The organism is Stenotrophomonas sp. STEN038, assembly GCF_056759895.1.
The window spans coordinates 53407-77750 of sequence record NZ_JBRRDW010000006.1 but is presented as its reverse complement, the minus strand read 5'-3'; the positions used below and the strand labels follow the sequence as shown (position 1 = coordinate 77750).

The window sequence follows — 24344 nt, the reverse complement described above, 5'->3', positions numbered from 1 at the left end:
GGTTACTTCATCATGAAGATCACCGAGATGGCGCTGCGCGCCAGTCGACTTACCTACTTTGTAGCGCTCATCATTTTCGTCGCCGGCATCGCGACCTTCCTGAATTTTCCTTCTCAGGAGGAGCCGACTGTCACGGTCCGCGATGCGATGGTCACGGCGTTGAACCCGGGGCTGCCCGCCGAACGCGTTGAGCAACTCATTGCCCGGCCGATCGAGGAGCGCTTGCGCGAACTGGCAGAGGTCAAGCGCGTGACGAGCACCGTGCGCGCAGGCAGCGCCATGATCCAGGTCACGATCTGGGACCGCTACACCGACTTGGCACCGATCTGGCAGCGCGTCCGGGCCAAGGTCGCCGATTCGAAGGATGCCTTACCACAGAGCACGATGGGGCCTTTCGTCGACGAAGACTTCGGCCGCGTCGCGGTTGCCTCGATTGCGGTCACTGCACCAGGTTACTCCATGAGCGAGATGCGCGTCGCGCTCAAGCAGATGCGCGACCGCCTGTACACCGTGCCTGGTATTGAGCGCATCACTTTCTACGGCCTGCAGGAAGAGCGCGTCTATCTCGAATTCGATCGGCCTAGGCTCGCGCGATTGGAGCTGACACCACAGGGGGTGATCGACCAACTCGTCAAACAGAACGTCGTCGCTTCGGGTGGACAAATTGTTGTCGGCGGCATCAATGCAACCTTGGCGGTCAGTGGCGAAGTGCGTGACGCTCCCTCCCTGCGAGCAATGCCGATCGCGCTGCCACGACCGCAAAGTAGTACGGCGCCCGTGCCGACGATCGCATTGGGTGAACTGGCGCAGGTGAGTGTGCGGCCAGCCGATCCGCCGGAATCTGCTGCCATCTACAAAGGCCAGCCCGCTGTCGTCATGGCGGTTTCGATGGCCTCCGGTCAGAACGTGGAGCAGTTCGGAAAAGCGCTCAAAGCACGGGTTGCAGACCAGGAGAAGCTGCTGCCGGCGGGTTTCGATCTGTCATACGTCACTTTCCAGGCCGATGTCGTCAAGCACGAGATGGGCAAAATGAACCACGTCATGATGGAGACGATCATCGTCGTCCTCGGTGTCGTCGTGCTATTTCTCGGTTGGCGCACCGGGATCATCGTGGGCATGATCGTGCCGTTGACGATCCTCAGTGCACTCATCGTCATGCGCGCGATGAACATCGAGCTTCAGAACGTCTCGATGGGCGCCATCATCATTGCGCTCGGCTTGTTGGTGGACAACGGCATTGTGATTGCCGAAGACATCGAACGCCGCCTGGCCGGTGGCGAAGATCGTAAGCATGCCTGCCTCGAGGCGGGCCGCACGCTCGCCATTCCGCTGCTCACGTCCTCGCTCGTGATCGTGATCGTGTTCTCGCCGTTCTTTTTTGGCCAGAACGCCACGAGCGAGTATCTGCACAATCTCGTGGTCGTGCTGGCACTGACGTTGTTCGCTTCGTGGCTGCTGTGCCTGACTGTCACGCCCCTATTGTGCTACCACTTCGCCAAACCCCATCACAAGCAGGAGCAGGGCGACGCCTATGACACCCGCTTCTACCGTGGCTACCGGCGCGTACTGGAGTGGGTGCTCCACCATAAGGCGGTCTATGTAGCGTCGATGATCGCGGCGCTTGCCATTGCGCTGTATGGCTTCACCACCCTGCCGTACGATTTCATGCCCAAGTCCGACCGGCTTCAGTTCCAGATTCCGGTGCAGCTCGCCCCCGGTACCGACTCGCGCGAAACGCTCGCCCGCGTGAAGCAGATCAGTGGTTGGCTGGGCGACACGAACATCAATCCAGAAGTCTCCGATCACATCGGCTACGTCGCCGATGGTGGCCCGCGCTTCATCCTTAGCCTGAATCCACCACTGCCGGCATCGAACATCGCGTACTTCGTTGTCACATTGAAGCCGAAGAGCGACATCGACGCCGTCCTCGCCCGCACCCGCAGCTACTTTGCGCAAGCACATGGCGACGTGCGCGCCGAGCCCAAGCGTTTCTCGCTCGGTGCGACCGAGTCAGGGACTGCCATTTATCGCGTCAGCGGTCCGGATGAGGAGGTATTGTTGGGGGCCGCGTCCAAAATCGAAGCAGCGCTGCGCAAGCTGCCCGGCACCATCAACGTCAAGAACGATTGGGATACGCGCGTTGGCCGCATCGACGTACGGGTCGACCAGGACCGCGCGCGTCGGGCGGGCGTGACGACTGAAGACATCGCTGGCGGGCTGGATGTCCGCTACAGCGGCAGATCGATCTCGGTTATTCGCGACGGTGACACCTCCGTCCCGATCGTCCTGCGCAGTATCGTAAGCGAGCGTCGCAGCACGGCAGACGTAGGCGCGACGCTCATCTATCCCACCAACGGCGGTCCAGCGGTGACGCTGGCTCAGGTCGCAGACGTATCGCTCGCGAGCGAGCCCTCGGTCATCCAACGGCGCAATCTCATCCGCACGATCACCGTGCAAGGACAGAACACCTCTTACACCGCCCAGGAGATCATCAACCGCCTGGCGCCTAGCGTCGCTGCCCTGGACCTGCCCGCGGGCTACTCGGTTGAACTTGGCGGCGAGATCGAGGAAGCCGCCGAATCGAACGCCGCGCTGTCGACCTACATGCCCCTCGCATTTCTGGCGATGCTGATGCTGTTCGTATGGCAGTTCAATTCTTTCCGCAAGCTCGGTGTGATCCTCGCGACGATCCCTTTCACGCTTATCGGCGTGGTATTGGCTCTGAAGCTGACCGGCACACCTTTCAGCTTCATGGCGACCTTCGGCGTACTGGCCCTGTTCGGGATCATTGTCAACAACGCCGTGCTCTTGCTGGAACGCATCGACCAGGGGCTAGCGGAAGGCCTGCCACGCCATGAAGCCTTGGTTGGGGCCGCGATACAACGGCTTCGTCCAATCGTGATGACCAAGGTCACCTGCATTTCGGGACTGGTGCCACTCATGCTCTTCTCCGGACCATTATGGAAAGGGATGGCGATCGCGATGATCGGTGGGCTGGCACTCGGAACGCTGGTGACGTTGGGCTTGATTCCGCTGCTTTACGAAGTCCTGTTTGGAATCAAGCGAATTGGGCCGTGGAACCTGAGTGTCGCCACCGCGCATGGAGATCGCTCATGAGTCTCTTGCGAGCCGCCGCGTGCTGCGCATTCTCAGAATTCGTATGCACCCACGCTTCATGCGTATGTCTCGCTAGGCTTATGCGATTCAGCACCCATCCGCTGATCTGGAAATCCTGGTCGATTGTCATTGCCGCAGGGGTTCTAGGAGCGGGCTATCCACTGGGCCTGCGGGCCATCACGGCGGGCGGTCCGATGCGCTGGGTCGGCCTCTGTGTGGCAGTGACGTGCATGGCGGCCAGCGGCGCACTTTTGTGGTTCGCGCTCAAGCGGATTCCGATCAGCGCGGCCTCTGCAGCCTGGGCAGGAATCGGGCTACTTGGAAACTTGGGCGTCGGCGCCCTCCTACTAGGCGATGTCGCATCGGTAACGCGCTGGTCTGGCACCGCCCTCATCGCAGCAGGCATTGCCTGTCTTAGTTTCGTTTGATCAAGGAGACCCATTATGAAGAGCAAAACTGCATTGATCCGCGGCGGCATCTTTTTTTGCGTAGCAGGCGCGCTCTCTGGATGCGCGACCAACAGCATGACGCGCTCCGGATTTCTCGGCGACTACGAGAAGTTATCGCCGACACGATACGAGAACGTACTGATGTACCGCGCAGCGGGATTCGAGCCCAAGCGTTATGCCGCTGTCGTGGTGGAAGAAGCGCAGATCAAGACCGCCTCGGGTCGCATCGATGGGCTCGATGACGCGCAGCAGCGCGAAGTGCTAGACCATGTGACGAGCGAACTGAAACGCCAGGAAGGCAAAAGTCCCGCCCCCCCAGGTGGCGCGGGACAGGTTCGGGTGCGTGTAGCGGTCACCGAACTGCAGACACCGAATCGGGCAGTCAATGCAATGACGACCCTGCTGGTTGGACCCGTGACGACGGGTGGTGCCAGCCTAGAGTTCGAAGCAGTCGATTTAAGGACGGGACGCCGGGTTGCTGCCGCCAGTTGCTTCGAGCGCGGCAACGTCATTAAAGAGTTCGCCGGTTCGTACACATTGCTGGGTCATGCCAAAGCGGCGATCACGAACTGCATCGAGCGCATCGACAGCGCTTGGCGGGACACGCAGCCATGAGCAACGCTTCACAGGCTTGGCTCCGGCAGGATGCCATGGTCGGCGGTGATCACAAATGGCTGGCGGGTGGCGACTGGACGATAGAGCACTACGCCAGTCTGGCAAAATCCGTGTCCGCCGCCCGCATCAGTCATGCCGAGGGGTACGCCACTCCCTTACTCGACTGGACGCAAGTCCAGAGACTGGACACCGCCGGCGCGGCTCTGCTGGTGGAAATTCTCGGGCCAGACTCGATACTCGACCGGCCGGAGGCAGCTCCAAATCTGTCCTCGGATCGCCTCGCCCTAATGAGAGCGCTGGCCGCCGCTGCTACCGATCAGCAGAAGACGGAGAAAGCAGCGGTGAGCGGGAATCCTCTGCTCCGCGGTCTGGGACGCATAGGCCTGACCTTGGAACAGGGCTGTCGTGCGTGTCTTGGTCTGGCCGGGTTCGTGGGCCAGATCATCGAAACATGGAGCCGTACCGTTCGTCACCCGCGTCGCTGGCGCGCGACCTCGGTGATCGCTCAAATCCAGCGATCAGCGGTGGACGCCATTCCCATCGTGGCGCTACTGAGCTTCATGGTAGGAATGGTGGTGGCGTTCCTGGGAGCAACGGTGCTGGCCAACTTCGGTGCGAGCATCTTCTCGGTGCATCTGGTCGCCTTCTCGTTCATGCGCGAGTTCGGAGTGCTGCTCCCGGCCATATTGATTGCAGGCCGTACCGCAAGCGCGTACACCGCCCAAATCGGTTCGATGAAGGCAAATGAAGAGATCGATGCGCTTCGCTCCAACGCGCTCGACCCCATCGAGTTACTGGTGCTGCCACGCGTGCTGGCGCTTCTTGTGTCCTTGCCACTGCTCACCTTAGTAGGCATCTTGGCTGGCATTGCGGGCGGCGCCACCGTATGCGCACTGAGCTTGGAAATTCCTCCCGCACAGTTCCTTGCCATCGTGCAGGAAAAAATCGAGGTGCGCCATTTTCTTGTCGGAATGAGCAAGTCCCCGCTCTTCGCGGTGATGATCGCCGCTATCGGCTGCCATGAAGGGTTCAAGGTCGCCGGTAGCGCTGAGTCGGTAGGCGACCACACGACGTCTAGTGTCGTGCAATCAATCTTCATGGTGATCCTGATAGACGCCATCGCTGCACTGTTCTTCATGGAGATGGGCTGGTGAGCGCGGTGAAGCAAGACACCGACAACGGTGTGCGACACGCTATTGAAGTGCGCGGCCTGGACAACAGGTTTGGAACCCAGCAGGTCCATCAGGACCTAGACCTGGACGTGCGGCGCGGGGAAATCCTTGGCGTGGTGGGAGGGTCAGGCACCGGGAAATCCGTGCTCTTGCGTAGCGTCGTCGGGCTGCAGAAGCCGCATTCGGGCGTGGTCCGTATCGGGGGGCGCGACCTACTGCGAGCCCAATGGCTTGCGCGCGCGCGTATGGAGCGAAGGTTCGGCATTCTGTTCCAGAAGGGCGCGTTGTATTCATCGCTGACCGTCTTGGAGAACGTCGCTCTTCCTTTGATCGAGCATGTCGGTCTGGCGCGGCCTCTTGCCGAGCGTTTGGCAAGAAGCAAGCTGGGCTTGGTGGGGTTGCCTGCCGGAGCGGGAGACAAGTATCCGGCCTCGTTGTCCGGAGGCATGGTGAAACGAGCAGCACTGGCGAGAGCCTTGGCGCTTGATGCGAACATCCTGTTTCTTGACGAACCCACCGCAGGACTGGATCCAATCGGGGCTGCATCTTTCGACCAATTGATTCTGACCCTGCGCAATGCACTGGGCCTCACGGTGTTTCTGGTAACCCACGACCTCGATACGCTGTACACCATATGCGACCGTGTCGCGGTCCTGGCGAACCAGAAGGTACTCATCAACGACGGCATCGAGGCAGTCGAGCGCTTCAAGCACCCGTGGATACAGGAATACTTTCACGGCCCCCGTGGCCGTGCGGCCGCACAGGCCACTGGTGCTTCCAGCCAAGAGACGCAGCCATGAAACCCCTCCGCATCTGCATCATTCTTCCGTCGCGCACGCATTGGGCTGGGCGCACGCAATATTTAAACTCTGAGAACGAGGTGGTCTGATCATGGAACCACGTGCCCATCATGTATTCATTGGTCTGTTCGTCGTGCTGCTCGGTGCGATTGGTATTGGCTTCGCGCTTTGGCTCAGCGACACACGTTCCGACCACGATTACCAGTATTACCGGATTATGTTCGATGAGCCAGTGACCGGGCTTACGCCCGGCAGCCAGGTTCAGTACAGCGGAATCACGATTGGCGAAGTCGTTGCACTTTCTCTTTCACCGCGAGACCCAAGGCGGGCGATAGCGCGCGTACGCATCAATGCCACCATCCCGGTCCGGCAGGATACCCGCGCTGAATTGGTCATCACGGGAATTACCGGCAACGCGGTGATCGAGTTGAGCGACGGTGGGCCAAACGTGCCATTGCTGGATCGGAGAGAGGACGAGGAACCGTTGATCCTCGCACCACGTTCGGCGATGGCATCCCTGGTCTCCGGTGAGGGGAACAGCATGACGACACTCAACGGCATCTTGCTGCGCACGCAGGAGTTACTGTCGAAGGAGAATTTGGCTCTTGTGCACCGCAGTCTGGTGAATCTTGAACAGACCACGGGCGCGGTCGCTGACCAGAGGGCCGAGATCGCGACGTTAATCAGCAATCTGACCGAAGCAAGCAGAGAATCGACAGCTGCCGTGCGCCAAGCAAATAGCACTCTTCGCGATGCCAACCTGCTACTAAATAACGATGGTAAGCAAATCATGGTGAACACGCGTGATGCAACGGCATCCCTCGAACGCGCCGCTTTCAGGGTTGAGACGCTACTGCAAAACAATCAGGAATCGCTGAACCAGGGCTTGGCCGCCACAGGTCCTGCCATGCACGAACTCCAGCAGGCGCTGGCCAATCTAAACACCGTGCTGCGCCGACTGGATCGCAATCCGGCGCAATACCTGCTCGGTGGAGAGAACATTGAGGAAACCAAGCCGTGAACACTTCCGCCAGGATGATTCCCGTCGCTGCCGTGACTATGACGCTAGTACTCGGCTTGTCCGCGTGCAGTGTGCTTCCCAAAGCAGCTCCAATGGTCACCTACAAATTGCCCGACTATCACATCGCCCAGGCGGAGAGTACGCCGCGCGCCGTTCCGGGACCCGGGGCGCTGCGCGTCTACGCCCCTGAGAGTAGTCGCGTCCTGGATTCGGAGCGGCTGTTCATTGCGCAGCCCGATGGTCGCTTGTCGGCTTGGCAAGGAGTGCGTTGGGCCGACCCCGCACCGGTGCTGCTGCGTGACCGAATCGTCGAAGCCTTCATGCGCGATGGGCGGTCGACTTCCGTGATTACCGATAGCACCCCAATGAGCGCCGATATGGAGTTGCGCAGTACGCTGCGGGCGTTCCAGCTCGAATACCGCGGCACTGAAGCGATCGCCGCGGTTCGGCTCGATGTGCAACTGGTCGATCCGGCCAAACGGACTGCTATTGCCAGTAGACGCTTCGAAGCAATCCAAGCCACAGGCAGCAAGCGAGAGGCCGATGTGGTGAGCGCGTTCGGTGTCGCCACGGATATATTGGCCGGGCAGATCGTTGAATGGGCAGTTCAGGTCGGGGCAGCGCGTTTGCGAGTTGCACCGGAATTGGCAAGCAACCATGCACCCACAGCGTCGTCGATAAGCACAGACTAGTCGTCTTAACGGAGCACAGAAGCTAGGGCCAAAACGCTGCTCGACACCTTAACTCGGTACGACAGCCTACGGCCCCGATCCAATCCCAGGACCTCTTTGCCGTCCAACCTCCCATGACACACCGCCGCCGCGTACAGTCGCGGCGATCTGCTGCCCCAGTCGTGGCTCGATTATCGGCCGCCAAGGCACCAGACTGAATCCCATGCCGTCATCGAGCAGCGCATAGCGACCGCTGGCGAGCATGACCGAGCGCCGGTAGATGCCGGCTACGCGCTGCCCGTCTGTGACGTGCCGATGCTCCAATCCGCTATCGGCGGCAATGTGCTGGGCGGCCTGCGCCAGCTCCCGATTGCGCAGCGTTTCCAGCAGATTCCGGGAGAGAATCAGCCGCTGCCCGCGCCGCTGGGCCAGCCCCTGTTCTTCGAGGAAGTCGGCGCGCTGCTGCAAGGCTTGCCTAGCATCGCCGCCAAAGCCCAGGTCGCCCAGTCCCTTGCCGCCGCCGATCAACTGCTGATCCAGCCAGGTCGCGCCGATGACGCGGGCCTGCCGTTCAATCGGCAGATGCGATTTCAGTTCGACCGCCACGCCGCCCAGCCGCTGCGCGTCGTACTGGCGGCCACGCTCGGCCAAGTCGTCCGGCACCTTCCATAACCCCTCGGCCACGCGCTCCACGATGCCGGCCCGCCGTAGGGCTTCCAGCCGGCGGATATGGGCCGCCACAGCCTCTTGCGGGTCGCGGCCGGGCTTGGCTCGGCCTTGCTCGATCGCCAGGTGGTGATCGGTGCGGTACAGGCCATTGCTCGCCAGCGTGGCGATGTTCTTGTCGGCCGCCCGCACCTCGGCGGAACCGCGTACCTCCACCACCGCGCCGATGGGATAGTTCGCCAGCTCGTCGCGGGCGTCCAACGCGACGTAGTGGGCTTTGCCGTCCAACCCGTCGATGACCAGATAGCCGCGGTCGTGCAGCTCGTCGGCCAGACCCTTAGCAGCCACGCGACCGACGATAGTGCGGCCGTCGTCGCCCGGCTCGAACACCGCCAGCTCGCGAGGCTTGCCGCTCATGGCCCGCTGCATCGTTCGGATGATGTCGCCACGCTCGCCCAGGGCACGCAAGGTCTTCTCCGCGTCCGCATGGACGGCCCAGGTGCCGGGCTGCACCTCGTCGGCCAGGCCCAGGCGCTGCAAGTGTTGCAGGCGGCCGATCAGCAGCAGGCGCTGGCGTTGCAGCCGGGGTTCGTTGAAGCGTTCGATCTGCACCCGGCCATCCTCGCCGGCCTCGCGCTGCAACGTGCGGTCGAGGCTCGTCCACCGCTCTTGCTCCACCTCGCGCTGCAAGGTCTGCTGGATCTCCAGTTCGGTGCGCGGCCCCAGCCATTCCGTCGCCAGCTCGGCGGCGCGATGGCGGAAGCCGTGGGCGATGTAGTCGCCCGCGATGATGAGGTCTTTGCCGGTATCGTCGCGTCCGCGCACGATCAGGTGCGTGTGCGGGTTGTCGGTGTTCCAGTGATCGACCGCCACCCAATCCAGCCGCGTCCCCAGGTCGGCCTCCATCCGGTTCATCAGGTGCCGGGTGTAGGTGCGCAGGTCGTCCAGCTCCGCACTGTCTTCAGGTGAGACGATGAAGCGGAAATGATGTCGGTCGTCCTGGCAGCGTTCCTTGAAGGCATCGAGGTCGGCTTCGTCGGTCTGCGGCCCGTAGGCACGGCCCGGCTCGCCGTTCCGGCCGGCACCGTCGCGCTCGATGTAGCGCAGGTGCTTGGCGAGCGACTGCGGACTGGCGTTGCGCTGGTTGACCAGCAGCGTCTTGATGGTCACGCGCCGTGACATAGGGGTCAGCTTTGCGCCTGCGAAGCGCGCCGCCGTATGGCCGCGTCCAAGCCGTGAGCCGGGCCGCTGGCCGGCGTGCTGGCCGCTCCCGCCAGCGGTAGGACGGCGCACCGCCGACTTGCCGCCGCTGGCCTTGCCAGCCTGCTTGAGCACCTTGGAAACGAAGCTCTGGCCCTGGCCTTTGCCTCGGTTCTTCGGCGCGCCAGGGCGCACCCAGAAATCATGGTCGCCGCGGTCGGTCATGGCTGTGCTCCCTGCAAGCTCCGGCGTGTCCGAGCGTGCGAAGCACGCGGACATGCCTGCATCGGCGCGTGCCTCGCGCCCCACGCGGCACGGCGGCGAAGCCGCGCCGTGCCGCGCCACCCCCACGTGCAGACTGGCTTTGCGGGCGGCAGAGTGCCGAACCCTTTTGTCTTGCCTTCCGCCTTTGCCCCTCGCTCCCGCTCCGGGCATCGGCGGCCCGGCGGCGCTGCTGCACGAGCAGCCAGCCCGCCGGCGAACACGCCAATGGCCGCAGGCCAGGCGCGTTCGAGGCAAGACGCCTGCACGTTGGGCGGCTGCGCCGAAGGCAGCGCGAAGTGCGGTGCGAATGCACCCGCACTGCACGCGCGACGACACGGCGACGAACAGTAGAACGACATGCCCGATGGCACGATGAGAGGCGCGGCAAAGTGCAGCGAATCGGCGGCCATCATGGACGTGTCTCCAGCCAGATCGGATGCGCAACGCCGATCACGGCGAACGCGCTGACCGGCCCGAAATAGCGGCTGTCGAACGACGCCGGGTTGGTCGCGCTCAACAGGAACAGTTCGCCCGGTTGGAGACGGCGGCAAAGCTGCAAGGATGGCAGCGGCCGGCCCAGCCGGTCGGCAGGCAGGGCGGCGGCCACCGGCACGCCGTCGATGCGAACCTGGCCGGCGACGATGCAAACGTGTTGTGGCGCGACTGCGCCCACACGTTTGAGCAGCGGAACGCGGGTCGGCAGGTAGCCGCGCTGCGCAGCCAGCATGGCGGCCCTGTCGGGCAGCGGCATCAGCACGATGCTGTCCACGGACAGCGGACGTGGCCGCGAGGCGGTGCGCGGGTCGAACGGTTCGATGCGATACCAACCGACCGCCACGCTGTCGGACGGGTTGTAGGCCATTCGCGGCAGGGGCTGCACGAACGCCGCCCAGGCCAGCGCAGCGAGGCCGACGGTGGCGAAGCCTGCCAGCACGAGGCGAGCGCGCAGGCGCGAGCGAGGATGCGGCACGGGGCCGGTCGTGGAAATCGTGGTCATGGCAATGCCCTCCCGGCCAGCCAGGCGGCGTGCCGTTCTGCGGTGTATGTGGGTAGCGCCGAGCGCGCTGCGAGCCGGTTCGCGAGCGTGCGCCAGTACGCGGGCGATGTGTCTGCGGCTGCGATGCCCAGCGCCTCGATGCCGTCGATGCGTTCCAGCACGGCGCGCACGTTGGCATCGCCTTCGGCGTGCAGCAGCAGACGCGCGCCCGGCTGCACGCCGGGGATGCGCTGCACGGCGTCCAGCGGCGTGGCGGTCTGCATCACCATGAGCTGCCAGCGGATCGTGCCGTAGTCGTTGGCCTGCCAACGGATGCGGCACAGAACCGCGTTCGGCAGGAACACGGCGCAGCGCCGCCAGCGGTCGAGCTGGAGCGTGCGCGCCGGTTCGCCGAAGCGCAGGTAGAGCTTGAAGCGCGGTTCGATGTAGGCCAGCGCCACGCGCGTCAGCGGCACGTTGCCGGCCTGGCCGGCGAGTGTCGAAGGCGCCGGCGGCGGCGCAGCCGTGGGCGCACTTGCTTTGGGGGTGTGGGCGGTCGAAGCGGATGCGTTCACGGCGTGCCCTCCGGGGGAAACTCCCGCTCCAGCAGGTCGCGCAGCAGTTCGGCTACGGTCACGCCTCGCGTGAAGGCCGACACCTTGATGCGCGCCCGCATGGCGGGCGTGATGTCGAGCGTCAGTCGAGCGGTGTAGAGGTCGCCTTTCTGCACGGCATCTGCGTCGCCCTGGCGAATCCACGCTTCGGCGTGCGGATTCGCTGGGGGACGCGCACCGATGCCGACGCGCTTGCTGCGTGGTGGTGGCTTCCCAGTCATGTCGGCCACCGCAGCAGTTCGTCGGTGAGCGCGGCGATCTCGCGGGCAGCGGCGCTGTCGGGCGCGGTTTCGCGGGCGAGCCGGCCAGCGGCTACGCTGTCGGCAAAGACGATGCGCTGGTGGATCTCCGAGCGCAGCGCGGGCAGCGGCTGTTCGGCCAGCGATTGCCGTGCCTCCCTGCCGATGATGGTGGTGCTGACGCGCCGGTTGATGACGAAGGCCGCGCGCAGCGCTGGCCGGAACACCTGTGCTTCGCGGATCAGTGCGACCATCTCGGCAGAAGCCCATACGTCGTAGGGGCTGGGCTGCACGGGGATCAGCACGCGCTCGGCCGCCAGCAGCGCGGAACGCGCGAGGGCGGCGATGCGCGGCGGGCCGTCGATGATGATGTGATCGGCCCGCCTGGCGAGTTCTGGCGCTTCCTGATGCAGCGTTTCGCGGGCAAGGCCCACGGCGCTGAACAGACGGGGCAGGCCCTGCTGGCTACGCCGCTGCGTCCAGTCGAGCGATGACCCCTGCGGGTCGGCATCCAGCAGGATGACATGCAGGCCGCGCATCGCCAGTTCGCCGGCGATGTGCGTGGCGAGCGTGGTCTTGCCGACGCCGCCTTTCTGGTTGAGAAACGCGAAGATCATGGCGCGGCCCTCCGAGCTGGAAAGCCGGCCTGGCCGTGCCGTTTCGTGGTTGTCCACCGAAACGGCGCGCTTCTACTAAAAGTTATGTATTTCTTGTTAGGTAAGTTAGAGGGAACGCAAACCCGCGCCGTTGTTGGCTTTCCGGCGTTTTCGTACTCCTGATAGCACGAGGGTCGTACTCCTGATAGCACGATACCCGGTACTCCTGATAGCACGAGGCCGTCCACAGGTTCTCCCGCAGTTATCCCCGTGCCGCGTGCGGCACGGGCCGGAAGGTCAGCAGCTCGGTGTTGTCGTCCGGCATCCGCTCGATGCCGAGGACGTAGCCGGGCAACGACTGCCGCGCCACCAGGGCGCGCACGTCGTAGGCGAAGTCCGAGAAGCGGGCCGCGCTGCCGGATTTGCGGTACAGGTGTCGGAAGTCGAATTGCCAGCCGTGCTCCTGCCGCCCGCCATGCTTGCGCACCAGGCGGTACAGCCAGCGTTCGATACCGCCCTTCAAGCGGAAATAGGCCGGGTCGATGGTCAGCACCAGGGCGGCGTCGAGCACGCCGGCATAGAACCAGTCCGGCAAGATCAGCTCGATGCCCAGCGGGGTGCCGCTGGCGTCGGCGAGTTCCTTCCACTCGTTGATCCACGAGAAGCGATGCAAGCGCCTTCCCGTGGTTTCGCGGATGGACGTGGCCACCGTGGTCGATTGCAGCCGGTCGAGGGCGGCCTTCAGGCGCTGGTAGTCGTTGAGGGACGTGCCGCGCCCGATGAAGCGCAAAATCTCGTAAGGCGTGGCGCGTATCCAGCGCGACGGGCGCAGGCCCGCGTCGCGCGCCTCCACGATCTGCGAGGCGGCCCATATCAGCACGTCGGCATCCCATATCGTTGCGATGCCGTGCTCCTGCGTGCCTTCCACGCGAATGGTGACGTTCCCGCTGCGGAAGTCGATCGGCGCCGTGCGCCGCGACTTGGCAAGCGAGAAGAACGGAAAGGCCATCAAGTCCTGGGAATCGCGTGGCGCCATGTCGCCCGGCAGCGCGCGGAACAGATCGAGCTGTTCGCGCTGCGGCAAGGCTTGCCCTGGCGGGCTGGACATGGCGAAGGCCACCCACGCGCCGACGATCAGCGGCCATCACGGTAGTCGCCCGCGTGGCGCTCGGCGTATTCGGGATCGGACGTGGCCTCGTAGCTGCGCTGGTCGGCCCAGGCATCGAGGTCGGACACCGCGTACATGACGCGGCGGCCGAACTTGCGGAACTTGGGGCCGCCGCCGATCACCCGCTGCTTCTCCAGCGTGCGCGGCGACAGCCGCAGGTAGTCGGCGGCTTCGTCGTTTGTCAGGTAGCGTTGAGGCTGCGAGGTCGCAGTGACGGCAGCGGCGGCAGGCCGCGAGGGAGCAGGTCGCATGGGATGTACCTCCATCAAGCCCGGCCACACCACGCGGCCGGATAGAGGCACTCTCAAGAAAGCAAGGCTTCTTGCTAAGGGACGATTCGCACGGGTCGAGAAACGTCCCCCCTAATGCGACGGGAACATTGGAAGCTGCGCTAGTCGGCGGTAGCCGCCGTGCATCAGCTCATCGCCGCGGCGTACCAGCCGCCGTACGCGGGCACGCAATGCACTGTCTTTGTGCCAGTCGGCCGCGACGGCATCCGCGCCGAACAGACCTTCGCCCACCTCGCGCAAGGAGGCTCCCGCGAGGGTCGCGTCGAGCGCTTGCAAGGTATGCAGTTCCAGCAGCGCGGCGGGCGTGGGGCGGGAGCGGGCTGTTGCCACAGGCGTGGCCACGGTTGCGGCAGATAGCGCATCCAGCTTCGCAGCGAGCGTGCGGTAGCGCGCACAGGGCGTGGCGCAGGCGCGTGTGGCGTAGAGATAGGCCGAACCATCTTCCAGGTCGGGTGCGAGTGCCAGCCGAACGCAGCAGCCTGGCCAATGCGATACGAGCACCAGGCGCTTGCCGTCGTGGGTCAGTTGCTTGCGCCCAGGAATGCGCCAGAACTCGAAGGTATGCGCATCGGGTGGTGGGTCGGCGTCGGGGTATAGCTGCACCACGGCATCGTGATCGGGGAACCAAGCAGGATGTGCGTCGCGCGCATCCAGGCCGGGATCTTCCAGCAGGCGCAGGCCCCAGGCCTGCGCCGCATCAGGCTTGCGACGCCGGCGTAGCCAGTCGCGCCGGTAGCTTGGATTCCTGCGCAAATACTCCCAAGCCAGCGCTGGGCCATCGAGGTGCAGCGTGTAGAGATACGCGGCCGTGGGATACCAGTGTTGGCTGCTGCGGTCAGTCATGGCGAAACCTCCCTGTTTCTGGGAACGTCGCCACAATTCCGCTGTGCGGGAGCTATCGAATCGCCATCAAGTGGTCATCAAACTCGGGTTACGCTTTAACTGCTGGTGTCAAGACAGATTCGCTCCAGTGCATTGCCGAAATCGTCTAAATGCGACGACTGCACCGCCCGGAAATGGGGTGCAGCATTGAACACCGTGCCGAATCTCGCGCCTGGCATCATGACTGTTTTGGTCAGGAGCGCACCACCCTGGTGCAAGCATGCGGATCAAGACTTGCCAGGTCTTGGCTAAGACCGAAATAGTCACAATGCGATACTTTTTGCCTGGTCGCGCTGGAATGCGTCAATCGGTGATCGAACCGTTTTCCTGAGCCAGTCGAACGTATTCCGACAGCGGCCGCGTCGGCTGGAAATACCGATCTCGTATCACGGGCTGCTTGAGCGGCCCGACGATGGACGCCAGATCGGACAGCTTCACCGTCGCCAGGGCAGGCATCCCGATCCCGAGGTCGATCAGGCCGTAGGCCGTATCGCCATCGGTCGGATCGAGCGCGGCCAATAGCCAGGTCGCATGTGCGTCCGGTGTGAACAGGCGCACCACGGGCAGCGGGTCACATTCCTGGCCTGCGGCGCGGGTGAGGCCGTGGGCCAGTAGGTGCACCCGGTCTTCCTCGGTGACAAGCGTGGTCAAGGCCGCGCCCCTTCCACGAACACACGCAATCGCCGAGGCGCATCTGTGCCTGCGGACGGATGCACGTATGCGCAAGCGCACGAAGCCGCAAAAGCGGAGAGGCACGAAGGCGTATTGGTGGAAGTCAGGAAAGACACGGATGCGGTTCCCTGGGTCTGAGGAAATCCGCAGATGCGGATCTCCGTAAAAGCACGGAAAAGGAAAACATCACCACCAAATGAACACTATAGATTGTAGTCCTATAGGGCGCAATGGGCTGTCATCTTGGTTTTTTGGGGAAACCATAGGTGGCAGCGAAGAACTCATTGGCAGCGGCGATTCGGACGGTAAGGAAGGCGCGTGGTTTGAGCCAGGAAGCGTTCTCCAACGTGTCCAGTCGCACCTACATGAGCACGCTGGAGCGCGACCTGAAAAGCCCAACCATCCAGAAGCTGGCCGATCTGTGCGAGGTCATGGAAGTGCATCCGCTCACGCTGCTCACATTGGCTTATGCCGGTGACAGCACCCGCGAAGCTGATGAATTGCTGGCACAGGTGCGCCAGGAACTCAGGGCGATATTGGAAGAGCCCGACACGCCTTAGCGCGTTGGCGTGTGGTACTGAATTGCAGCAAGCGGAGCGCGCAGCGCCGCAGGCGCGAAGGCGTGAGGGATTGAAGCCGGATGGCCGTGACGGCTTGCCGGCACGGGGCGAAGCCCGAAAGCCCGGCGGCGCTTACAGCGCCGACACGCCACACACCGCTCGTTGACACGGATTGCGAGCCACAAGGCACGCATGCAGGCCCGCCGTGACGGGCGTATCCAGCACGCGGCAGCAGCAGAAATCCTGCGCGTGCGGTGCTGCGATCAGCAGCATCGCGCCCCGCCGCAGTGGGCGGGACGCGGTAAGCGGCTGTCAGGCCGCCTTCGGCTTGTTGCGCGACCAGATCAGGTCGTGCGTGCCGTCCTCGTTCTCGATCAGGCGGGCATAGACCGTCGCCGGGAACGAAGGGTCGTCGATGGATACGGACAGGTATTCCCGCCCGGCCTCGCTGGTCTTCTTCCACGCTGCGCCGACTTCGTGGCCAGCCGCTTGCAGGTGGAAGTCGGGGGCGTTCTCGGTGTCGCCCTTGTCGTTGGGAACCAGCTTGACCTTGACGTTGAGCGTCAGGGTGCGAAGCGTGCCGGTGAAGCCGTCTTTCTCTGCGGTGAAGGTGCCGATGTTAGCCATGATGTTTCTCCTTTCGGGTTGAACAAGGTCGCGCCAGTGCGTCCTTGTTGTGATCCGGCCGGCGGGGGATGGGCTGGTCGCACCGCACAGCGGTCGCAACAACGTGGAGAACCTGGAAGCGAAAAGAATTTGTCCCGCGAGGAATGCGCGCAGCGCAGGGGAAATTGTTTTCGCTGCAAGGTTGCGGCCATCAAGCACAAGGCGCAGCCGCGCCACCGCCAGGATTCACAACAAGACAAGGACGCACAGGCCGCCCGCTCCCGAATGGAGACGTGGCCAACTCGGCATCCCCGCGTGACGGCTGCACCGGCTTGCGCCCTGACGCGGGCCAGGTCAATGCCCCGACGACAAGGCCAGAGCGCCCCTGCCGCAGCTCACGGCCACATACTGAGGCGTGGTGTGGAAGCTCCATAGAAGCGAGGCTGGGCGGCGTGTCGGTGAACCGTCTTTCGTGACGTACAGACAACGAACCGCCAGCGTCGGGGACGGCACGCTTTCGTGCAACCTGCCGCAGCAAGCCGGGGCGTAGCCACACCAGCCCCGCCCATTGCGGCGGGGCTCGGTCGAATCGTTGGCGGCGCGATGCGCCGCCACACTTGCTGGCTTCGTGGATTTCGCGCACGAGCGCCCTTGTGCGTGGCCCCATCGCCGCCTGTCCGAAGGCGGCGATGGGGCGTTTTGGCTTTGAGCAGTGAAACCCGGCGCCGCCACCGCCGCGCCCGGCGTTTTCGACCACCGGCCCCAAGGCGGCACGGCTTGGGGCCGGTGCGGCTCGTTATTCCTTGGTTTCGATGATCCACCACACGGCGCGCGGCAAGGCGCGGCCCGTGAGGGGATGCAGATCGGTCAGGTCGGCGCGGGCCGTCCAGCCACGCGGCGGACGGTAGCCGCGCACGTCGCCGTCGCCGTGCCAGCGGCGGGCGCGCACCGTGCCGGAGGCATAGGTCGCAGCTATGCGGGGGCGGTTTGCGGGTTGGTGGGTCATGGCAGGCATCCTCAACATGAAGCGCCCCGGCCGGAACCGGGGCGCTATCTACGGTGCGAAGTCACGCGGCCAAAGCCTCGGCCTGCGGCTGGTCATCCGCCACGGCGGCCACTTCTTCCTGTGCTTCGGCTTCGCCATCCGCCGGCGCGTCCTGCCCGGTCTGCTGCGGGCCTTCGGAGCGGAAGATGGCGGGCATCCAGCCGGTGCCAGCGGCCAGCCGTTCGGCTTCGCTGGCAATGTCGCCCTTCTTCAACTTCGCCAGTCGGGTGACGTGCGAGGGCGCGAACCCGCCAACGGCTTCCAGAATCGCGGCCTTCGGCACATGCCGGAAGTAACCCTCATTGGTGGGCTGCCACCACGCGGCCATATCCAGCCCCACGGCCTGCGCCAGTTCCGCGCCGGGCTGGTGCGGCGTGGCGCGAGGCGTCACCACGTCCACCGTGGAAGCTAAGCACACGGCCAACAGCCGCACCAGTTCATCCTGTGATTTCGCCAGCAGCGCGGCGAACAGTTCGGCGCTGTCCTCCGGCAAGGTTTCGCCTGCCACCTGTTGCAGTTCGCGCAGCGCCACGGCGGCGGGTGATTCCGGCCAGTCCGGGGCCATGCCTTCCAGCCGGTCTTGCACCGTGAGGCGCACACCCAGCGGCAGGTCGTGCCCGTAGTGCCTTTCCTGCAAGACGGTCTGCACCATGCCATGCACCACGGCGGCCAGCGCTGCTTGCGGATGCCGTGCAACTTCGATTTGCAGCGCAGCGGTACGGTGCGCGCTCAACCGCTGCGCCAGTCGGTCAGACATGGCGGCGGTCTTGGGCTGCTCGTCGTCCTCGCCTGCGTCCTCGTTCGCGGCTTCGCCTTCGCTGCCGAAACCCTGCCGCAGCCGCTCCAGCGTGCGCAGTGCCTTGGCCTCCGCTTCGCGCAGCAGCCCGCGATGAATCGCGGCCTGCCCGTCGCGGTCGATGGTGACAATGGCACCGGCTGCGGCCTTCACGTTGGCCGCATAGTCCAGCAAGCCATCTTCCAGCGCCTGCAACTGCTCGCCCAGGCGTTCGCCTTCTTCCTGCAAGGCATCGGCCTTTTCCTCGTCCTCGTCGTCCAGCGCGGCATCCACCGCCTCGGCCAGTTCGTGCAGCTTGGTTTGCAGCTTCTCGATGCGCTGCGCGTCGCGCTTGTTCGGACTGCGGCGTTCCCTTGGCGCACGCTGGAAGGCTTGCAGATCGGCATGGGTCATGCCCGGCGTGGCATCCACCCACGCCCAGCCCTCGGCCTGCACCTTGGCGGCGATACCTGCCAGCTTGTCCTGCGCCAGCCGTTCCAGCAGTGCGGCATCGGTCAGATACACGCCTTTGTCGCCCTCCGCGAACAGGTCGCGGCGGATGCCACCGCCTTCCTGCTCGTAGCCGTCCAGCCCGACAAAGCGCACCAGCGGATGCCGGTAGGCGTCGATTTCGCGTTCGGTCAGGCGGTCGCGCAGGTTGTGCGGGCCGCGCTGCCATGTGGGCGCATCGTAGAACGCGGCTTCCTGCGCAGCATGGTCGTCGGTGATGGCGAGGGCCATCAACTGGTCAAGGCTCACGGCCTCGGCCCGGTAGTCGGCCAGCAGGCGCGGCGACACGTTGGCGAGTTTCAGACGGCGCTGCACCACCAGCGGCGTGACGCTGAAATCCGCTGCAATGTCCTCGATGCTGCGGCCTTCGGCCACGAGCGCGGCGAACGCCTCGAACTGGTCGGCGGGGTGCATGGCTTCGCGCTGCACGTTCTCGGTGAGGCTGGCCGTGCGGGCGGTGCCATCGGCCACCAGCAGGCAAGGCACCTCCCATTCCTTGCTAATGCGGTGCTTTTTCGCCAGCAGCTTCAACGCTGCGAGGCGACGGTCACCGGCCACGACCTCGTAATGCTCGCCATCGGCGGCGGCAATCACGATGAGGTTTTGCAGCAGGCCGACACGCTGGATGCTGGCGGCGAGTTCGGGAATGGACATGCGCGGGGTCTTGCGCACGTTGCGGCCAGTGGGACGCGACACCAGCCGCGACAGCGGAACCAGAATCAGGTTCTTGGTCGGATCAGCGGCTTCCAGCGGGATAGCGGCGGCGGTGTTGATGGCGCGGGCTTCGGTTTGGGTAACGGCGTTCATGGTGATAACTCCTATCGGTTCAGGGATGCAGCAGCGAAGAAAGCGACAAGGGCTGCTGCCTGCCCCTGCCGCGTGGGGATTCAGGCTTTCAACTGGCGCATGCCATCGGCCAGCAGCCAGAGGGCGCGATTTAGTCGGATGTTTTGGTCGATGCCCTGCACCGGGCGGGTTTGCTGTCGGCGCCCGTTGGCGCTGCGGCCACGCAGCCCGCCTTGGGTCAGGTTTTCTTGGGTGCGGTTGAACACGCTCCACAGGTCGGGGCGGCGGTCGTCGAAGCGGCGCGGCATCAGGATTTGCGATTCCGTGATGGGCGCGGGCTTGTCGGGGTCGTCGTACTTGAGGGCGAGCGCGGCGCGGGCGAACACTTCGGATTCGCCATCGTCCAAGGTGATGCCGCGCATGGCATCGCGCGATTCCTTCACCCGATCGAAACCGCTCAAGACTTCGTAAGCCCCCTCAATGACCAGACCGGCCACGTCGCCTTTATGGGGCACTCGCACATCGGCCACGGTGTTGCCGCAGACAAGGCCATTGCTGCACACGAACCGGAACATTCCGGCCAGCATCTGATAGCTGCTGGTGCCGTCGTGCGAGTTCAGCAGCACGATTTCGTTGGCCTCCGCGCCGTTGATCTGGCTGGCATGGCGCAAGCGAATCATGTGTTTGGTGTGCTCGCGCTTGCCTTCGTCGCGCACGCGGGTTTGCGTCACCATGAAAGGCTGGAAGCCTTCTTTGCGAAGCTCGGTCAGCACGGCGGCGGTGGGGATATAGGCGTACCGCTGCGAACGGCTCTCGTGCGGGGCATCCGCGAAGATGGACGGGGCCACGCGGTGAATCTGGTCGTCGGACAGCGGGTAATCGCTGCGCAGCGAGGGGGAGCGGAAAGCGAAACGGGATGCGAGTTGCATGGTCTTTCTCCTGACAAAAGAGGTTTGCTGTTCACACCGCACACCGGATTTCTAGATTCGGAGCCCAGCCTTTCGGCTGTTTGGTGCGGTCGGCACGAGGAACCCGGTTGGCCCTGTTGCCACCGTCTTTCCTGAGTTCATCGCCCGCGCCCAAAGGAGCGCGCGGACGGGGGCCGTCAAGGAGCCAAGCGCAGGGTTGGTGCGGCCCGCAGGCGCAGCCGAGGACACGGCCCTGCGCGCCTTGACGGCACACGGTCGCGGGCTACGGTCGCGGGTAAGGTGATGAAGTCAGGGGAGACGGCTGGACAAGGCAACGGCCATCCCTTTGTGCTGACCGCACGCAAGCGAAGCGCGCAGGCCCGAAGCTGGAAGCCGGGCCGTAGGCGTCAGCGATGCGGAAGGCTGGCGAAGCCAGTCCCGCCAGGGATGAGCGACTAGCGAACCTGGAGCAGCGCGATCCGCGAAGCGGAGACGCAAGAGGACTCTTCGTTTACCATTTGTTTCGCAAGCAAATGATGGGAAAGCAAGAACACGGAGATATAGAGATGATTGTCTGCATCAACCGCCTCAAACAGTTCGGAATCTTCAGCGACTTCAATGGAACGAAGATCCAAAAGTTCGGCCGGTACAACCTGGTCTATGGTTGGAATGGAACAGGCAAGTCAACGTTATCGAATCTATTCTCTTGCTTTGAGCTTCGCTCGATGGTTCCCCGCTTCAGCACGGGCCAATTTTCAGTAGTTCTGGAGGATGGCTCAACGATCACGGAATCCACACTCCACTCATCCCAATTGAATATTCATGTTTTCAATCAACGCTTCGTGCATGAGAACATTGATTGGGACAAATCCGTAAAGAGCATCCTTCTTATTGCGAAAGAGAAGATTGATGACTTGCAGAAGCTGGAGAAGCTGAAGAGCGAGCTTCAGTCGAAAAAGAAGGCTCACGACGACAAGCAAAGCGATATCAAGAAGCAGCGTGAGGCATTAGAGAAGTTCCTGACCAATGCTGCCAAGAAAATGAAGCTTGGACTTCAGGCGATTGATACGAGCGACAGTTATTACTTGAATTACGACCGCCGCAAGCTCTTCAACTTCATACAGAATAACGGCGAGACAATTATCAAGGCGGAGTCGGTTCTTCCAGATGAGAGGGTTATCGACCTTACGAATGCCGCCAAGCCAGATCAGCTTCCAAGCATTGCTTTCGCCTCAACGGCCATTGAGCCGGACTACTTTAAGAAAGCGGCGGGCCGCATCAGAGATTTGATTGGGACTACGGCGGTCAATCAAGCAATCCAGCGGCTGACCGATAACCCGGAAATCCGCGAATGGGTTCAAGCAGGCTTGGAAATCCATAAAAACCACGACTCGCAATCCTGCGAGTTCTGCGGCTCTCCGTTCGCCCAGCTTCGTGCCGAGGCGCTTGCTGCCCACTTCAGCAAGGAGTTCACGGAGTTTCAGAGCCGACTTCAGAACGCGGCGACATGGATTGAATCTCAAGGCGCTCCAGCTAATCAGTTTCCCGCATCGACCGAGTTTTATAAAGAACTATCGGCCGAGGCAGAGAAGCTTCAAAAGGACTACGCAACTGCTGCTGAAAAGATCGACCAGCAAATCGACGCCTGGCGGGAAGCCCTGAAGGCCAAGATCACAGACCCTGGGAAGACAGACATTCAGATCTCGGATGTGGTTGAAGACGATGTCACCAATTTCAATGACATCCTGAAATCGATTGTTGCTCTCGTTGGAAAGCACAACAATAAGACTTCAAATTTCAAATCTGAGACCTCAAAAAGCAAGGTGGCACTGGAGCTTCACTTTGCTGCGGCTGAGGTGCAAGAGTTTGACTATGCTGGAAGTGAGAAGAAGTGCAATGACCTTGAGTCAGAAGCAAAGAACGACCATAAGGAAATTGAAAAAATTAGTCTAGAGGTCGGAGCCATAGAAGCGGCGCTCTCGAATGAAACGGTCGGGGCAAAGGAGTTCAATGACATCCTGCATCGCTTCATTGGCCGCTCTGAGCTTTGCCTGAACTTCAATCAGAAGAAGAAAGGCTATGAGATCATCAGAAACGGGGTTGGTGAGCACGATGGGAATTTGAGCGAAGGTGAGAAAACTGCGATTGCATTTGTCTATTTCATCACGAAGCTCAAAGAAAATGGAAATAACATCAAGGATACGATCGTCGTCGTTGACGATCCGGTCTCAAGCTTTGATTCTAATCACTTGTTTCACGCCTACTCGTTTTTGAGAACGCAATGCACTGAAGCCAAGCAACTTTTTGTGCTGACTCACAACTTCACTTACTTTAAGCTAGTGAGAGACTGGTTCACTGGCACCAATAGGAATCGAGTCAAAAAAGGCAACGCCGAGAATTGCTTCTTTTATCGCCTGGATGCGCCACCTGGCTCCCCTCGTCACTCCCTACTTGTGGATGCCGACGACTCACTCAAGAACTACGGTTCCGAGTACCACTATATCTTCAAGAAGCTCTACGAATATAGGGCGCACACAACACTCAATCGAGATGAGGCGTTCTTGACCGCCAACCTCGCCCGAAAGCTTGTTGAATCGTTTTTCACCTTCAAATATCCAAGGCGTCGAAGCGACATTAGTCAATTGATGGAGGCTGGCCTAAAAGATTGCACCATCACGACACCAGAGCTTAAAGAAAAAATCTACCGCTTTATCAATAAGTATTCACATAGCGACGTTATTGAGATAACAGAGGAATCCGCAGAAAACTTGGCAGGCGAAAGCCACAGCGTCATCGGGAACATCTTCCAGTGGCTGGAAGAGGTGGACAAGAAACATTACGACGAGATGATTCAGGTTGCGACGGCCTGAGCATCAGGCCGCGAGGGCCATAGCTATGCCACCAGGCGCAGCAAAAAGGGGCCGAAGCCCCTTGGGCTAGATCAGCCCATGCTCGGCGAACGATGCCGTTTCGTTGCCCGCAACGATGATGTGATCGAGCACGCGCACGTCCACCAGACCCAACGCTTCCTTGAGCCGCTGGGTCAGCGCCCGGTCAGCCGCGCTCGGCTCGGGGTTTCCGCTCGGATGGTTGTGCGAAACGACGACCGCCGCCGCATTGAGCCGCAGCGCCTCCTTGACCACTTCGCGCGGATACACCGACGCACCGTCAATAGTGCCGTGGAACATCTCCCTGTATTCGATCAGACGATGGCGCGTATCCATGAACAGCACTACGAACACCTCATGCTCGAAGCTGGCCAACTTTGTACGCAAGTATTCCTTGACCGCCGCCGGCGAAGTGAACTCTGCTCCGCGCCGCATTTTCCGGTCAATGACCTGGCGCGCAGCTTCCAGAATGTCGTCGGCCGATGCCGGTAGATAGCGCCCGTGCGCGTCGCGCACCAGCAGACAGGAATCGAACGAGGGAAAGGACAGTTGCGACATGATCGTGCTCCGGTTGCTCGGGCGGAATTGCCCGGAACCGGCGGCAGCACGGCGCAGCGCAAGCAGTCAGGGGTCGCAGACGGCCGCCAGGACGCAAGCGCGCATGGCGCGCGCCGCCCTTGACGGCGAGAACGCCGTGATACGGTGAAGGGAACAGCAAGACCGCCCACACCCGCCCACTGCACAGAGTCGATTTTTGGCAAGCGGAGCGCGCAGGCCCGGATCAACGAGCCGGGACGGAGGCGTCAGTGATGGAAGCCCGACAGGGGCGAGACTCGCGCAGCGAAGCTCGATGC

23 protein-coding genes are annotated in these 24344 nt (G+C 62.8%); 9 read left to right on the top strand and 14 right to left on the bottom strand.

What is annotated here, in order from left to right:
• Positions 1–12 precede the first annotated feature (12 nt).
• From ACVOLS_RS03970 to ACVOLS_RS03940, 7 genes are all read left to right on the top strand, one after another.
• The gene (locus ACVOLS_RS03970) at positions 13–3117 is read left to right on the top strand and encodes an efflux RND transporter permease subunit (protein WP_003092293.1); all 3105 of its coding nucleotides are present in this window, start codon (positions 13–15) and stop codon (positions 3115–3117) included.
• Positions 3118–3197: 80 nt separating this feature from the next.
• The gene (locus ACVOLS_RS03965; protein ID WP_038421338.1) at positions 3198–3545 is read left to right on the top strand and encodes a DMT family transporter; all 348 of its coding nucleotides are present in this window, start codon (positions 3198–3200) and stop codon (positions 3543–3545) included.
• Between the two features lie 15 nt (positions 3546–3560).
• Positions 3561–4181, top strand: coding sequence for a DUF3313 family protein (locus ACVOLS_RS03960; protein WP_000837791.1), 621 nt, complete (start codon positions 3561–3563; stop codon positions 4179–4181).
• On the top strand, positions 4178–5335 hold the full coding sequence (locus ACVOLS_RS03955) for an MlaE family ABC transporter permease (protein WP_000063629.1): 1158 nt from the start codon (positions 4178–4180) through the stop codon (positions 5333–5335). Before ACVOLS_RS03960 ends, ACVOLS_RS03955 begins: the two co-directional genes overlap by 4 nt.
• Positions 5329–6153: an ABC transporter ATP-binding protein gene (locus tag ACVOLS_RS03950; protein ID WP_155936418.1), complete on the top strand. Its 825-nt coding sequence runs from the start codon at positions 5329–5331 to the stop codon at positions 6151–6153. Before ACVOLS_RS03955 ends, ACVOLS_RS03950 begins: the two co-directional genes overlap by 7 nt.
• A 91-nt stretch (positions 6154–6244) precedes the next feature.
• Entirely contained in the window at positions 6245–7174 is a 930-nt protein-coding gene (locus ACVOLS_RS03945; protein WP_000433686.1) for an MlaD family protein, read from the top strand.
• A 92-nt stretch (positions 7175–7266) separates the two neighbouring features.
• Positions 7267–7866 (top strand): ABC-type transport auxiliary lipoprotein family protein, encoded by a 600-nt coding sequence (locus tag ACVOLS_RS03940; RefSeq protein WP_003124411.1) that lies wholly within the window; start codon positions 7267–7269, stop codon positions 7864–7866.
• A 66-nt stretch (positions 7867–7932) separates the two neighbouring features.
• Here the strand turns inward: ACVOLS_RS03940 and ACVOLS_RS03935 are convergent, their stop codons facing one another.
• The 9 genes from ACVOLS_RS03935 to ACVOLS_RS03895 form a co-directional block, all read right to left on the bottom strand.
• Positions 7933–9936 (bottom strand): relaxase/mobilization nuclease domain-containing protein, encoded by a 2004-nt coding sequence (locus ACVOLS_RS03935; protein WP_000132148.1) that lies wholly within the window; start codon positions 9934–9936, stop codon positions 7933–7935.
• Between the two features lie 448 nt (positions 9937–10384).
• On the bottom strand, positions 10385–10972 hold the full coding sequence (locus tag ACVOLS_RS03930; protein WP_003092304.1) for a S26 family signal peptidase: 588 nt from the start codon (positions 10970–10972) through the stop codon (positions 10385–10387).
• Positions 10969–11526, bottom strand: coding sequence for a DUF2840 domain-containing protein (locus ACVOLS_RS03925; protein ID WP_023093372.1), 558 nt, complete (start codon positions 11524–11526; stop codon positions 10969–10971). Before ACVOLS_RS03925 ends, ACVOLS_RS03930 begins: the two co-directional genes overlap by 4 nt.
• Positions 11523–11786 (bottom strand): hypothetical protein, encoded by a 264-nt coding sequence (locus ACVOLS_RS03920; protein ID WP_000147048.1) that lies wholly within the window; start codon positions 11784–11786, stop codon positions 11523–11525. Before ACVOLS_RS03920 ends, ACVOLS_RS03925 begins: the two co-directional genes overlap by 4 nt.
• Positions 11783–12421: a ParA family partition ATPase gene (gene parA, locus ACVOLS_RS03915; RefSeq protein WP_003092312.1), complete on the bottom strand. Its 639-nt coding sequence runs from the start codon at positions 12419–12421 to the stop codon at positions 11783–11785. Before parA ends, ACVOLS_RS03920 begins: the two co-directional genes overlap by 4 nt.
• Before the next feature lie 241 nt (positions 12422–12662).
• On the bottom strand, positions 12663–13520 hold the full coding sequence (locus ACVOLS_RS03910) for a replication initiator protein A (RefSeq protein ID WP_003092315.1): 858 nt from the start codon (positions 13518–13520) through the stop codon (positions 12663–12665).
• 14 nt (positions 13521–13534) lie between these two features.
• A complete protein-coding gene (locus ACVOLS_RS03905) occupies positions 13535–13819 on the bottom strand; it encodes a helix-turn-helix transcriptional regulator (protein ID WP_001247107.1) in 285 nt (94 codons plus the stop codon).
• A 111-nt stretch (positions 13820–13930) separates the two neighbouring features.
• Positions 13931–14701 carry a DUF2285 domain-containing protein gene (locus ACVOLS_RS03900; protein ID WP_003092318.1) on the bottom strand — a complete coding sequence of 257 codons (771 nt, stop codon included), beginning with the start codon at positions 14699–14701 and terminating at the stop codon, positions 13931–13933.
• 342 nt (positions 14702–15043) lie between these two features.
• A complete protein-coding gene (locus ACVOLS_RS03895; protein WP_016487838.1) occupies positions 15044–15391 on the bottom strand; it encodes a DUF2958 domain-containing protein in 348 nt (115 codons plus the stop codon).
• Positions 15392–15678: 287 nt separating this feature from the next.
• Here ACVOLS_RS03895 and ACVOLS_RS03890 point away from each other — a divergent pair, with 287 nt between their 5' ends.
• Entirely contained in the window at positions 15679–15972 is a 294-nt protein-coding gene (locus ACVOLS_RS03890; protein ID WP_006379425.1) for a helix-turn-helix domain-containing protein, read from the top strand.
• Positions 15973–16284: 312 nt separating this feature from the next.
• Here ACVOLS_RS03890 and ACVOLS_RS03885 read toward each other — a convergent pair whose 3' ends face one another.
• From ACVOLS_RS03885 to ACVOLS_RS03870, 4 genes are all read right to left on the bottom strand, one after another.
• Complete coding sequence (locus ACVOLS_RS03885) at positions 16285–16599, bottom strand: DUF736 domain-containing protein (RefSeq protein ID WP_001273857.1); 315 nt, start codon at positions 16597–16599, stop codon at positions 16285–16287.
• A gap of 775 nt (positions 16600–17374) precedes the next feature.
• Positions 17375–17602 carry a hypothetical protein gene (locus ACVOLS_RS03880; RefSeq protein WP_481544565.1) on the bottom strand — a complete coding sequence of 76 codons (228 nt, stop codon included), beginning with the start codon at positions 17600–17602 and terminating at the stop codon, positions 17375–17377.
• A gap of 43 nt (positions 17603–17645) precedes the next feature.
• Entirely contained in the window at positions 17646–19715 is a 2070-nt protein-coding gene (locus tag ACVOLS_RS03875) for a ParB/RepB/Spo0J family partition protein (protein ID WP_000994919.1), read from the bottom strand.
• Positions 19716–19795: 80 nt separating this feature from the next.
• Positions 19796–20623 carry a DUF932 domain-containing protein gene (locus ACVOLS_RS03870; RefSeq protein ID WP_003092327.1) on the bottom strand — a complete coding sequence of 276 codons (828 nt, stop codon included), beginning with the start codon at positions 20621–20623 and terminating at the stop codon, positions 19796–19798.
• Between the two features lie 392 nt (positions 20624–21015).
• Between ACVOLS_RS03870 and ACVOLS_RS03865 the strand changes: the two genes are divergently transcribed.
• Positions 21016–23472, top strand: a complete 2457-nt coding sequence (locus tag ACVOLS_RS03865) for an ATP-binding protein (RefSeq protein WP_001223964.1) — start codon at positions 21016–21018, stop codon at positions 23470–23472.
• 66 nt (positions 23473–23538) lie between these two features.
• On the opposite strand, the gene radC is transcribed toward ACVOLS_RS03865, so the two are convergent.
• Positions 23539–24048 (bottom strand): RadC family protein, encoded by a 510-nt coding sequence (gene radC / locus ACVOLS_RS03860; protein WP_003092330.1) that lies wholly within the window; start codon positions 24046–24048, stop codon positions 23539–23541.
• Positions 24049–24344: the final 296 nt, after the last annotated feature.

Excerpts from the sequence above, each read along its gene's own strand:
- ACVOLS_RS03970 (WP_003092293.1), top strand. The coding sequence starts at position 13 with ATGAAGATCACCGAGATGGCGCTGCGCGCCAGTCGACTTACCTACTTT.
- ACVOLS_RS03965 (WP_038421338.1), top strand. The coding sequence starts at position 3,198 with ATGCGATTCAGCACCCATCCGCTGATCTGGAAATCCTGGTCGATTGTC.
- ACVOLS_RS03960 (WP_000837791.1), top strand. The coding sequence starts at position 3,561 with ATGAAGAGCAAAACTGCATTGATCCGCGGCGGCATCTTTTTTTGCGTA.
- ACVOLS_RS03955 (WP_000063629.1), top strand. The coding sequence starts at position 4,178 with ATGAGCAACGCTTCACAGGCTTGGCTCCGGCAGGATGCCATGGTCGGC.
- ACVOLS_RS03945 (WP_000433686.1), top strand. The coding sequence starts at position 6,245 with ATGGAACCACGTGCCCATCATGTATTCATTGGTCTGTTCGTCGTGCTG.
- ACVOLS_RS03940 (WP_003124411.1), top strand. The coding sequence starts at position 7,267 with ATGGTCACCTACAAATTGCCCGACTATCACATCGCCCAGGCGGAGAGT.
- ACVOLS_RS03935 (WP_000132148.1), bottom strand. The coding sequence starts at position 9,936 with ATGACCGACCGCGGCGACCATGATTTCTGGGTGCGCCCTGGCGCGCCG.
- ACVOLS_RS03930 (WP_003092304.1), bottom strand. The coding sequence starts at position 10,972 with ATGACCACGATTTCCACGACCGGCCCCGTGCCGCATCCTCGCTCGCGC.
- ACVOLS_RS03920 (WP_000147048.1), bottom strand. The coding sequence starts at position 11,786 with ATGACTGGGAAGCCACCACCACGCAGCAAGCGCGTCGGCATCGGTGCG.
- parA (WP_003092312.1), bottom strand. The coding sequence starts at position 12,421 with ATGATCTTCGCGTTTCTCAACCAGAAAGGCGGCGTCGGCAAGACCACG.
- ACVOLS_RS03905 (WP_001247107.1), bottom strand. The coding sequence starts at position 13,819 with ATGCGACCTGCTCCCTCGCGGCCTGCCGCCGCTGCCGTCACTGCGACC.
- ACVOLS_RS03900 (WP_003092318.1), bottom strand. The coding sequence starts at position 14,701 with ATGACTGACCGCAGCAGCCAACACTGGTATCCCACGGCCGCGTATCTC.
- ACVOLS_RS03885 (WP_001273857.1), bottom strand. The coding sequence starts at position 16,599 with ATGGCTAACATCGGCACCTTCACCGCAGAGAAAGACGGCTTCACCGGC.
- ACVOLS_RS03880 (WP_481544565.1), bottom strand. The coding sequence starts at position 17,602 with ATGTTGAGGATGCCTGCCATGACCCACCAACCCGCAAACCGCCCCCGC.
- ACVOLS_RS03875 (WP_000994919.1), bottom strand. The coding sequence starts at position 19,715 with ATGAACGCCGTTACCCAAACCGAAGCCCGCGCCATCAACACCGCCGCC.
- ACVOLS_RS03870 (WP_003092327.1), bottom strand. The coding sequence starts at position 20,623 with ATGCAACTCGCATCCCGTTTCGCTTTCCGCTCCCCCTCGCTGCGCAGC.
- ACVOLS_RS03865 (WP_001223964.1), top strand. The coding sequence starts at position 21,016 with ATGCGGAAGGCTGGCGAAGCCAGTCCCGCCAGGGATGAGCGACTAGCG.
- radC (WP_003092330.1), bottom strand. The coding sequence starts at position 24,048 with ATGTCGCAACTGTCCTTTCCCTCGTTCGATTCCTGTCTGCTGGTGCGC.